This is a genomic window from Cryobacterium gelidum (assembly GCF_004403985.1).
In the GTDB taxonomy this organism is placed as follows: Bacteria; Actinomycetota; Actinomycetes; order Actinomycetales; family Microbacteriaceae; genus Cryobacterium; species Cryobacterium gelidum.
Genome location: NZ_SOHL01000004.1, coordinates 40,818 through 51,762 on the forward strand (window position 1 = coordinate 40,818; position 10,945 = coordinate 51,762).

Below are 10,945 nucleotides of genomic sequence, written 5' to 3' on the forward strand. Positions count from 1 at the left end.
CCCTGCAAGCGCTACGGCGTGTCGACGATCTGCTTGCCGAGCGGCATGAGCGCGACCGGGATCAGCTTGAAGTTGGCGATGCCGAACGGGATACCGATAATCGTGATGCAGAGCGCGATGCCCGAGAGCAGGTGCTCGAGGGCGATCCACCAGCCGGCCAGCACCACCCAGACGACGTTGCCGAGCAACGACGCGACGCCCGCGTTCGGTGTCTCAACCACGGTCTTGCCGAACGGCCAGAGCGCGTAGACGCCGATCCGGGCCGCCGCGATTCCCCAGGGGATGGTAACGATGAGTATGCACATGATGAGCGCGGCCACCATGTAGCCGATGAACAGCCAGAAGCCTGAGAGCACGAGCCAGATGACGTTGAGGAGGGTCTTCATGATTGTCTAATTCTCTCAAACCCCAGCGCACTCGAGATCAGCGCCGCGGCCTCCACGACCGGCTCCGTATACCCCGGAATCGCGGTCGCTTCGTTGAGCCTCGAGAACGGGGCCACGATGCCCACCACGGCCACCACGTTGCCATGGTGGTCGAATACGGGGGAGCTCACCGAGGCAACCTCGGGTTCGCGCTCCTCGAACGATGACGCCCAGCCCTGGGTGCGAATCTGATCCAGCAGCTCAGCGGGCAGCGCCTCCTCCGGCGCAACGGTCAGCAGCTCCTGCCGGGCGAACTCGTCGAAGGCGAGAAACACCTTGCCGGCCGAACCCAGGTGCAGCGGCATGACGGTACCTACCTCGAGCACGCGGGAGATGGCGCGCGGCGAGCGGGCCGTGGCCACCACGGTTCGGTACTGCCGCCAGCGCACGTAGAGCACCGACGACTCCTGGGTGTGTTCACGCAGGGTCTGCAGCATCGGGCGGGAGGCCTGGATCACGTCGAGGCCCTGCGTGGCATTGATAGCCCAGCGCGCCACGCCCAGTCCGATGCGGTAGCCGCTACCGTCGCGGTCGAGAAAGCCCTCCGACACCAGGTTCTGTACGAGGCGCTGCGTGGTGCTTTCGGGCAGTCCGGCGCGCTGGCGAATCGCGCTCAGCGACAGGGTGGGTTCCTCCACCGTAAAGCAGTCCATGATCTGGCGAATCTTACCCAGCACCAGAATGCGGTTACCAGCTGTTTCAGTCACGAGGTGTCCTTGTCTGCGCTGGGCGAGCGAAGCATCCGTTTGCCACAGAGCCATTATTCATTGCGTTCGGGTGCAAAGCGCCACTAGGGTTCATGTAACCACATCGCGAGTGGTTCACTCGCAATGTGAGTGAGAATCTCGACACCTGGCCTGTGAGGAATGCATGACAATGACGTCAACAGAATCAGCGCACCAACCGGCAGTCCAGCTCGATGCCTGCACGAAGGAATTCGTGACGCCGCAGGGCGGCTCGTATTTCGCGGTGAAGGGTATCGACCTCACGGTGATGCCGGGCAAGTTTGTGTCGATCGTGGGCCCGACAGGATGCGGCAAGTCCACGGTGCTCAACATGGCCGCTGGGCTGATGGCGCCGAGCCAGGGTGAAGCGCGCAGCTTCGGTGCCCCGGTGGTGGGTGTCAACCGCCGGGCCTCGTATATGTTTCAGCAAGATGCCCTGCTGCCGTGGAAGACCGTGCTCGACAACGTGTCGCTCGGCCTCATCATGCGCGGCGTTGGCAAGAAGGAAGCAGCCGCAGAGGCTCGCCGCTGGCTCGCCAAGGTGGGTCTGTCGAGCTTCGAAGACCGCTACCCGCACCAGCTCAGCGGCGGCATGCGCAAGCGCACCTCCATCGCGCAGGCCTGGATCGTGAACCCCGACATTCTGCTCATGGACGAACCCTTCTCCGCCCTCGACGTGCAGACCCGCCAGATTATGGAGAACGAGCTGCTCGACATCTGGCAGGAGTCGGATAAGGCCGTGATTTTCATCACCCACGACCTCGACGAAGCCATCGCCCTCAGCGATGAGGTCGTGCTGCTCAGTGCCGGCCCGGCGAGCCACGTGGTGGCCCGCTACGACATCACCCTGCCGCGCCCGCGCAACCTGCTCGAGATTCGCGACGATCCGCAGTTCGTCGAACTGCACCGCGAGATCTGGGGCAAGCTGCGCGACGAAGTGGCCAAGACTTATGCGGCAAAGGCGGCCTGACATGTCGACAACCACCATCAAGATGGATGCCGCATCCGCTGCCTCCCCGCCCCGCAGCGGCCCGGCCCGACCTCGCGGCGAAACGCCCGCGGCGCTGATGCGCTTCTACCAGCTACTGCTCACCGCGGTGGTGCTCGGTGCCTGGGAGATTCTCGGCCGGGCCGGCGTGATCGATACGTTCTTCTTCTCGCTGCCGAGCGCCATCGGCGTGGCCGTGTGGGACTGGATCACGACCGGCTTCATCTTTCCGCACCTGTGGATCACCCTGCAGGAAGCCCTCTACGCCTTCATCATCGGTACCGGGCTCGGCCTCATTCTCGGCTTTCTGCTGGCCAGGGTGCGGTTTCTCGAGCGGCTGTTTGAACCGTTCGTGCAAATGTTCAACGCCCTGCCCCGCGTGGTGCTCGCGCCCATCTTCCTCTTGTGGTTCGGGCTCGGCATCGAATCCAAGGTGGCCTTCGGCGTCACCCTGGTCTTCTTCATCGTGTTCTTCAACGTGCTGCAGGGCGTGAAAAGCGTCGACAAAGTATTGCTCGACAACGCCCGCATGCTCGGCGCCACCGAACGCCACCTCATTCAGCACGTCGTGCTGCCGAGCGCCCTCACCTGGATCTTCTCCAGCCTGCACATCAGCGTGGGCTTCGCCATTGTGGGCGCGGTCGTCGGCGAATACCTCGGCGCCGCCGCGGGTGTCGGCTACGTCATCGCCCAGGCGCAGGGTGTGTTCGACACCGAAGGCGTGTTCGCCGGCATGTTCATCCTCATGATCGTGGTGCTCTTCGTCGACCTCGGCGTGAACCGGCTCGAACGCTACCTGCTGCGCTGGCGCCCGGTTCCCGGTGCCTAAATGCTGATCTTCCGACAGAAAGAGAACATCGTGTCCTTGCGCAAGAAAATCACCGTGGCCGCCGCAGCGTTGCTCACCGCGACCCTGCTCGCCGGCTGCAGCAGTAACGCCAACGGGGGAGCGGATACCGCAGCCACCCCCAAGGTCACCATCGGCATCGGCGGCCAGACCCTGCTCACCTACCTGCCCACCACCCTCGCCGAGCAGCTCGGCTACTACGAGGAGGAGGGGCTCGACGTTGATCTGCAAGATCTACAGGGCGGGTCGAAGGCCCTCACCGCGCTGCTCGGCGGCAGCGTGAACGTGGTGAGCGGTTACTACGAGCACACCATTCAGATGCAGGCGAAGAACCAGAGCATCACCTCGTTCGTGCAGATGGGCAAGTCGCCGGCCATCGCCCTCGTCGTGGCTCCGGGATCAACCTCGAAGATCAAGTCCCTCGACGACCTCATCGGCAAGAGCGTTGGCGTCACTGCGCCGGGCTCCTCCACCCACACGATGCTTCGCTTTCTGCTCGAGGAGGCGGGCTTGAATCCCGATGGCGTCAGTGTCGTCGCGATGGGGGCCGGGGCATCCGCTGTGGCCGCCATGGAATCGGGTGGAGTTGTGGCCGGCGTGATGCTCGAACCCGACGTGTCCGTGCTCGCGGAGCGCACCGGCGCCGAAACCGTGAGCCTCGCCGACCTGCGCTCGCCCGCGGGCGTGGAGGAGCACTACGACACCGACATGTGGCCGTCGTCGTCGTTCTACGCGCAGAGCGACTGGCTCGCGAAGAACCCCGAGACCGCGCAGAAGCTCGCGAACGTGCTCACCAAGACACTCGCCTATATTGCCGAGCACACCGGAGCCGAGATCGCGGCCGAGATGCCGGAGACCTTCAGCGGCGGAGACCTCGAACGCTACGCCGCGCTCATTGAGGAGCTCAAGCCGCAGCTCACCGAAGACGGACGCAACAGCGAGGCCGGTGCCGAGGCCGTGCTCGACACGCAGCGCATCGCCAACCCGGAGGTCGGTGACGCCGAGATCGACCTCGCCGCCACCTACACCAACGAGTTCGTCGGCGGAAAATAGCCACGTTGGGCGCCGCCGCATCCGCTTGGAAGGACTTGATATGACCAACGTGGCCCCACTTGCCGGTGTACGTGTGCTCGAACTCGGCAACTTCATTGCCGCGCCAACGGCCGGGCGCATGCTGGCCGATTTCGGCGCCGAGGTGATCAAGGTGGAACGCCCCGGAACCGGAGACGAGCTGCGCAACTGGCGGCTGCACGCCGGCAGCACGTCGATGCTGTTTCGCACCATCAACCGCAACAAGAAGTCGATCGTGCTCGACCTCAAGACCGAGCTGGGGCGCGACATCGTGCTCGAACTCGTGGCGCACTGCGACGTGGTGCTCGAGAATTTTCGGCCGGGCACGTTGGAGAAGTGGGGGCTTGGGCCCGCCGAGTTGAACGCGGTGAATCCCAACCTCATTCTCACCCGGGTGTCGGCGTTCGGGCAGACCGGGCCGCTCTCGCAGCGCCCCGGATTCGCCGCGGTCGCCGAGGCGATGGGCGGCTTTCGAGACCTCGTGGGCGACCCCGACCGGCCTCCCGTTCGGGTCGGCGTGTCGATCGGCGACTCGATCGCCGGGCTCTACGCGGCCTTCGGCTCGGTAATGGCCCTGTTTCAGCGCGAGGTGCGTCAGGGCCGAACGGATGCTGCGCTCGAGTTGCACGAACGCGTCATCGACGTGGCGCTCAACGAATCGATGCTGTCGATGATGGAATCGCTGATACCCGACTATTCGGCGTATGGCGTGGCGCGGGAACGTGTCGGCGGGCGGATGGACGGCATCGCCCCCACCAACGCCTACCTCTGCGGTGACGGCGCCAGCATCGTGATCGCCGGAAACGCAGATGCTATTTACCAGCGCTACATGCACGTGATCGGCCGCGACGACCTCGGGCGCGACCCGGGGTTGCAGAACAACGCGGCGCGGTGGCTGCGGCGGGATGAGCTCGACGCCGCGATCGGGGCGTGGACGTTGGGGCTTTCGGCGAGAGCGGCTTTGGCCGTGCTAGAGGAGGCGGGGGTTCCGTCTGGTCCTATATATACGGCCGCGGACATCTGCGCGGACTCCCAGTACGAGGCGCGCAACATGATCCAGCGCTTCGATGTCTCCGACGGGTCGCAGGTCTTGCCTGGCGTGGGTTTCCCTGGCATTGTTCCAGTGATCGGCGAACGCTCGCTCGATATAAAGACCCTCGGGCCAGACCTCGGGGAACACACTCGAGAGGTGCTGTCTCGGGTTCTGGGCAAGACCTCTGCCGAGATAGACCAGATCATGAGCGAATTGCAGCCCGCCTGATGTTCACCCTCGAACCCGCCGCGGTGCTGCGCGACGTCACCCTGCGCGACGGCCTGCAACTCACCGGCGGCATGCTCTCCACCGAGCGCAAGCTCGCGACCATTCGGTCGCTGCTCGCCCTCGGGGTGGAGTCGCTGGAGATCGGGTCGATGGCCCGGCCCGACCTCGTACCGCCGATGGCGAACACTCTCGAGGTGCTCGCGGAGCTCACGCCCGCTGAGCGTGTGCGCTGCTGGGTGTGGGTCGCCACGCCGCGGCATGTGGAGCGCGCCGCCGCCGCGGGGGCCCGCAATTTTCAGTACTGCTTCTCCGCAACGGATGCCCACAACCAGGCCAACATCGGCCGCACCACCGAGGCGAGCCTCGCCGCCATGCCGGCGGCCGTGGAAATCAGCCAGGATGTGAATGGCCAGATCCAGCTGTGCATCGCGACCTCGTTCACCTGCCCGTTCGACGGGCAGGTCGACCCGTCGCGGGTAGTGCAGATTGCGCAAGACGAACGCGCAGCTGGGGCCTCACACGTGGTGATCTGTGACACGCTCGGGCAGGCCGTTCCGGCTCAGGTGTCGTCGCTCATTACACGTGTTCGCCTCGAGACGCCGGCCCGTGAGATCGTCTTTCACGGGCACGACACGTGGGGGTTGGGCGTGGCGAACACGCTCGCGGCTATTTCTGCCGGGGCCACCATGGTGGACGGAGCGCTCGGTGGTCTGGGCGGATGCCCCTTCGCGCCGGGAGCCAGCGGTAACACCGCGAGCGAGGACATCCTCTTTGCCACACGCCCGCCGTGGCTGACACCCGACGTGTTCGGGTCGCTCGTGCGCGTATCGGAAGCGTTGCTGATGGAGCTCGACGAGCCGAATCGTTCGAAAGCCGCCCAGGGCGCCCACTCACCCGCGAAGGCGTTCGACTGGGTGCTGTAGTTCGTCGAACACGTGGCTCGGATGCCGTGGCGTCTAGCCGATCAGGGTGAGCATCAGCCGTGATTCCTCGAGCGCTTCGACCTCGTGCTCCAGACCGGCATCGAGCCGGAGCAGGGCGCCGGGCACCAGGTCGGTGACCTGCCCGCCGGCCGTGACGCGCAGGCATCCATCGAGGGCCTGCAGGAGCAGAATTTTGGGCGCTGAGTGCTTCTTGAGCACGAAACCGGCTTCGAAGGTGAGCACGACCACGCGCACCCCGGGGGAGGCGAGAACCGTGCTGTGACCGAGCTGACCGGGTTCAACCGCGGCGTCAGACCGAATGTCCGCGATGTGCGTGAGGGGCAGCGTTGTGTGTTCCATGATTCAACGCTAGACCCGTGAATACCTTTCTCTCGGTCGACGGTGATTGCTAAAATTGATGCTGTCTGGGAGCCAGCCCTGAGCATCGGCTTGAGTGTGTCGCTCGAAGGCATCGCTGGGTATCGTTGAACTATCGCTGTATATCGTTCGCAATACTTACAGGAGGCAATCATGGGCAATTCATATCCGACAAGCGGGTTCAACGCTGGCAACATGGACGGCATCTGGCAGGCGATGGAGCAGTTTCGTTCGCGGTTCGAAAAGCAGACCGGTACCCGCGCCGGCCGTGGTGAGGTGCGCACGGCGGTGCTCGCGCTGCTCGCTGAGCAGTCGATGCACGGCTACCAGATCATTCACGAAATCGAAGAGCGCAGTGGCGGTAGCTGGAAACCCAGCGCCGGCTCGGTCTACCCGACCCTGCAGCTGTTGGCCGACGAGGGCCTCATTAGCGCCGAGGAGTCCAATGGTCGCAAGATCTACTCCCTGACCGATGAGGGTCGCGCCGCTGTCGCTGACGCTGACATGAGCGCGCCGTGGGAAACTACGGCGTCGACTCCTGGCCACGGGCATGGCCATGCGGCATTGCCGAAAGCGGGGATCGAGCTCGCGCAGGCAGCGGCGCAGGTTGGTCGCACCGGCTCGCCGGAGCAGATCAAGCAGGCCGTCATGGTGCTCGACGACGCACGTCGCAAGCTCTACTCGATCCTCGCCCAGGACTGACGGGGTGCCACTGGCTCGTCGAGGTAGCTACGATTCGAACTCGGGCGCAGGAAACATGCGCGCCCGCTACCGCCGCATTCTGCGTTTCGCCAGCTGGTATCTGGCCATAACGTGGTGGTTCGAGTTGTTCCTGCCTCGCATCGGGCTGGTGAAAATCGCGGAGCGCACACGTTCTAAACGGATGCAACGCTTCGCCAAGGGTTTTCACATGCTCGCGTCCGACCTTGGTGGCCTCATGATCAAGGTCGGGCAGTTCATGTCCTCGCGCCTCGACGTGCTGCCGCCCGAGATCACCAAAGAACTCGAGGGGCTGCAAGACGAGGTCGCCCCCGTGGCCTTTGCCGCTATTCGTGCAGCAGCCGAAGCGGAGCTGGGCATGCCGCTTGAGCGAGCCTTTATGTCGGTCGACGAGACGCCGGTGGCGGCGGCATCGCTCGGTCAGGCGCACCGAGCCCGACTGACCGCGCTTGATGCTGCCGACACGGGGCTCGACGGGGTCATCATCAAGGTGCAGCGCCCGGGCATCGACGCGATTATCGACGTCGACCTGGCCGCCCTGCGCAAGGTGGGTGGGTGGCTCAGCCATGTGAAACTCGTCTCCAACCGGGTCGACATGCCCGCGCTCGTCGAGGAATTCGCCCAGACCAGCCTCGAAGAGATCGACTATCTGCACGAAGGTGCCAGCTCGGAACGCTTCGCGGCAGCCTTTCCAGACGACGACCGGGTGAGCGTACCTGTCGTCGTCTGGGAGCGCACCACCCGCAAGGTGCTCACCCTCGAAGACGTGACGGCGATCAAGATCACCGACGTTGGGGCCCTGCACAAGGCGGGCATCGATCCGGCACAGGTGGCCCCGCTCTTCGCGGAGATCATGTTCGACCAAATGTTCACCAAGGGCTTCTTTCACGCTGATCCGCATCCCGGAAACATCTTTGTCACCCCGGACGCTGATATCGAACGCGGGTGGAAGCTGACGTTCATCGACTTCGGAATGATGGGCGAGGTTCATACCAGCACGCGCACCGGACTGCGCAAAATGTTGATCGCTGCCGCCTCGCGTGACGGGCGCGGCCTCGTCAGCGCCATGAACGACGTAGGGGTGCTCCTGCCTTCGGCGGAGACGACGGAGCTCGAACGGGCGATGACGACCTTGTTCGCCCGCTTCGGCGGCATGGGGTTTGCAGAACTGCGAGAGGTCGACCCGCGGGAGTTCCGCGACTTCGCGGTGCAGTTCGGCGATGTTGTGCGATCGCTGCCCTTTCAGTTGCCCGAGAACTTTCTGCTCATCATTCGAGCGATGTCCCTCACCTCCGGGGTGGCCAGTTCACTCAATCCCGCGTTCAACCTCTGGGACTCCGTCGAGCCCTACGCGGCGCAGCTGCTTCGTGACGAGAGCGGCAACCTGGTGCAGGACTTCGCGAAACGAGCAATGGATACCGCCGGCCTCGCTTTTCGCCTGCCGAAGCGGCTCGATGAGTTCATTAGCCGAGTCGAAGACGGCTCGGTGGGCGTCGCCAACCCTGGACTGGAGAAACGGGTCGTCCGCCTTGAACGCACCACCCGGCAAGCGGTCTCGGCGCTCGTCTTCGGCGCACTGCTGATCGCCGGCGTTCTTCTGCGAGCGGATGACGCGGTGCTCGGCACAGTACTCATGGTCGCGTCGGTCGCCCCGCTGCTGCACGCGCTGTTCGCGGGACGCCGCGGGCTCTGAGCGCGTGGGTGCTAACCCGATGCAGCGGTGAGAAAGCCCGACTACCCGGCGCGGTGGCATCCGTTTGTCGTGGACTGCAGCGGGCCATCGTTGCGCGCGGAGTTCGCTACTGAGCCGTCGAAGGGCCGACTAGTCGTGTCTGGCCGTCTCGGCTAGCTCTCGCAGCCGACCCCATCGCCGTCCCGGTCAAGGTGCCGTCCGTAGCCAGCGTCGCCTGCACGCACAGGAGCCGCACCCGCCGCTCGTGCCGCGTCACAGTTCTGGTAGTACGCACTTGCGGGTGCGGGTGCGGGTGCTGGTGCTGGTGCTGGTGGTGTTGCCGGCGCCGGCGCAGCGGGTGCCGGTTCTACAACGACCGGAACCGGCACAGCTGCGACTGGAACCGGCGCCACCGCCACGGGGGCCACGACCACGGGAGCCGGCGCAAAAGCGGATGCCATAGCCCGCTCGTCGGGGCAGGCCGTGAGAATCCGAGTCATCGCGTCGTGCTCCGGCTGCGTCACCCACAACCCGTAAGTTGCCTTCACCGAAATCTGCCGCGCAACGTAAGCGCACCGGTACGCCTTCATCGGTGGCAACCACGTGGCCGTGTCGCCGTCACCCTTACTGGAATTCGTGCGTCCATCAACGGCCAGCAGGTTGAGCGGGTCGTTGGCCAACGATACCCGCTGGGCCTGGCTGAGCTGCTGAGCCCCGGTCTGCCACGCATTCGACAGGGACACGACATGGTCGATCTGCACGAGCGACGACGTCGAGGTTCCCCGCACAAAATGAATCTTTTTTCCCGTGTATGGTCCGGGCAGCGTGCCGGTCAGAACGCGACAGTTTCCCGATTTCACCGTGCCGGTGAGGTCGCGAGCCAAGATGTCGTTACGCGTGTCGCAGCCGTTCTGGTCGACGTCGAGCCAGGCTGTGCCGAAGCTGCCGCTGCGATCGTATCCAGTCTTGGGTGCGCGGCCCTTCACCGTCAGGGTCGCCAGCAGTGCGATGGCCGTGGTGTCGGTCGCCGCGGTATCGGTGAGAACGATGCTCGCGGCTTCCGATGCCGGCGTGGTGGTAGCCGGGTCGGCCGGCGCTTCCTCGGTGAATGCCGAGGGAGTTGGCGTCGGGCTCGGCGTCGCTGAAGGTATGGCCGTCGCAGTCGGTTGCGAACTCGTGCTCGCCAGATCTGTCTCCACGGATGCCGGTACCAGCGACGATCCCACGATGCCGACAATGATTGCCCCGCCCAGCGCGACGGCAGCAACTTTTCGTCTTGGGATGACGGCCCAGGATCGACGCCCGGTGACCAAGACGTAGATGGCGGTGAGGGCGCCTATCGCGCTGGCCGTCATGAACAGGGCAGAGAAACCGCCGGTCGACGCGGCCACGAGCAACAGCACGAGTGACACGCCGAGCATGATCCAGGTGAGCGTGGAGAATTGGGGACCGCGAAGGCGGGGCTGTGCAGACAAGGGACTCCTTCGGCCGCATAACCACGACCAGCTGAATGTATCGTCGAGTCTTGGTGTGCGCACTCCCACCTTCGGGGGCCTCGGCGAACGATGACTCGGTCGTGACGAGGCGCGGTGAGCGTTGCGAGCCGGCTCACCGAATGGGACGGGACATGTTCCCGGCCCGAAGCTCCGGTCGCGGCTCGCGAAAGCGGATAAATAGTTGCTCCGCGAGCGATGAATCGACCGGTCGCCTGCTCTATTTGATCGTAGACAACTCTTATAAAGTCTTCACTAACTTATGAGATTTTATCGCCTTTGAGGGCGAATCGCGGTAGAATTGTGGGTGAAGGAGGCACCGTCGCCATGACCCTCACCGCCCCGCCCGCCGCAGCCGACTCCGTGCCGGATCCCGAGGTTTCTCGGGTCGCGGCAATTACCCAAGCCGGTGCGATTCTGGCTGCAGCGTTGGACGGGGTGC

Annotated in this window: 11 protein-coding genes; 7 read left to right on the forward strand and 4 right to left on the reverse strand. The window is 64.7% G+C overall.

Going from position 1 to position 10,945, the window contains the following annotated elements; all coding sequences use genetic code 11:
• Nucleotides 1-11: 11 nt before the first annotated feature.
• Both E3T50_RS03060 and E3T50_RS03065 read right to left on the reverse strand, forming a co-directional pair.
• Nucleotides 12-386 carry a YccF domain-containing protein gene (locus E3T50_RS03060; protein ID WP_134460256.1) on the reverse strand — a complete coding sequence of 125 codons (375 nt, stop codon included), beginning with the start codon at nt 384-386 and terminating at the stop codon, nt 12-14.
• The gene (locus E3T50_RS03065) at nt 383-1,132 is read right to left on the reverse strand and encodes an IclR family transcriptional regulator (protein ID WP_166784189.1); all 750 of its coding nucleotides are present in this window, start codon (nt 1,130-1,132) and stop codon (nt 383-385) included. The genes E3T50_RS03060 and E3T50_RS03065 overlap by 4 nt, the downstream gene beginning before the upstream one ends.
• A gap of 169 nt (nt 1,133-1,301) precedes the next feature.
• Here E3T50_RS03065 and E3T50_RS03070 point away from each other — a divergent pair, with 169 nt between their 5' ends.
• The 5 genes from E3T50_RS03070 to E3T50_RS03090 are packed head-to-tail and all read left to right on the forward strand — an operon-like array spanning nt 1,302 to nt 6,240.
• Nucleotides 1,302-2,120: an ABC transporter ATP-binding protein gene (locus E3T50_RS03070; RefSeq protein WP_134550535.1), complete on the forward strand. Its 819-nt coding sequence runs from the start codon at nt 1,302-1,304 to the stop codon at nt 2,118-2,120.
• 1 nt (nt 2,121) lies between these two features.
• On the forward strand, nt 2,122-2,967 hold the full coding sequence (locus tag E3T50_RS03075; RefSeq protein WP_198417933.1) for an ABC transporter permease: 846 nt from the start codon (nt 2,122-2,124) through the stop codon (nt 2,965-2,967).
• Nucleotides 2,968-4,038 carry an ABC transporter substrate-binding protein gene (locus E3T50_RS03080; RefSeq protein WP_134550536.1) on the forward strand — a complete coding sequence of 357 codons (1,071 nt, stop codon included), beginning with the start codon at nt 2,968-2,970 and terminating at the stop codon, nt 4,036-4,038.
• Between the two features lie 40 nt (nt 4,039-4,078).
• Nucleotides 4,079-5,317, forward strand: coding sequence for a CaiB/BaiF CoA transferase family protein (locus E3T50_RS03085; protein WP_134550537.1), 1,239 nt, complete (start codon nt 4,079-4,081; stop codon nt 5,315-5,317).
• Nucleotides 5,317-6,240: a hydroxymethylglutaryl-CoA lyase gene (locus E3T50_RS03090; protein WP_134550538.1), complete on the forward strand. Its 924-nt coding sequence runs from the start codon at nt 5,317-5,319 to the stop codon at nt 6,238-6,240. Before E3T50_RS03085 ends, E3T50_RS03090 begins: the two co-directional genes overlap by 1 nt.
• Before the next feature lie 33 nt (nt 6,241-6,273).
• Here the strand turns inward: E3T50_RS03090 and E3T50_RS03095 are convergent, their stop codons facing one another.
• A complete protein-coding gene (locus E3T50_RS03095) occupies nt 6,274-6,600 on the reverse strand; it encodes a cupin domain-containing protein (protein ID WP_134550539.1) in 327 nt (108 codons plus the stop codon).
• A gap of 171 nt (nt 6,601-6,771) precedes the next feature.
• Here E3T50_RS03095 and E3T50_RS03100 point away from each other — a divergent pair, with 171 nt between their 5' ends.
• Both E3T50_RS03100 and E3T50_RS03105 read left to right on the forward strand, forming a co-directional pair.
• Nucleotides 6,772-7,320, forward strand: a complete 549-nt coding sequence (locus E3T50_RS03100; RefSeq protein ID WP_134550540.1) for a PadR family transcriptional regulator — start codon at nt 6,772-6,774, stop codon at nt 7,318-7,320.
• 55 nt (nt 7,321-7,375) lie between these two features.
• The gene (locus E3T50_RS03105) at nt 7,376-9,031 is read left to right on the forward strand and encodes an ABC1 kinase family protein (RefSeq protein WP_134550541.1); all 1,656 of its coding nucleotides are present in this window, start codon (nt 7,376-7,378) and stop codon (nt 9,029-9,031) included.
• A gap of 152 nt (nt 9,032-9,183) precedes the next feature.
• Here E3T50_RS03105 and E3T50_RS03110 read toward each other — a convergent pair whose 3' ends face one another.
• Nucleotides 9,184-10,485: a GmrSD restriction endonuclease domain-containing protein gene (locus E3T50_RS03110; RefSeq protein WP_241990731.1), complete on the reverse strand. Its 1,302-nt coding sequence runs from the start codon at nt 10,483-10,485 to the stop codon at nt 9,184-9,186.
• Nucleotides 10,486-10,945: the final 460 nt, after the last annotated feature.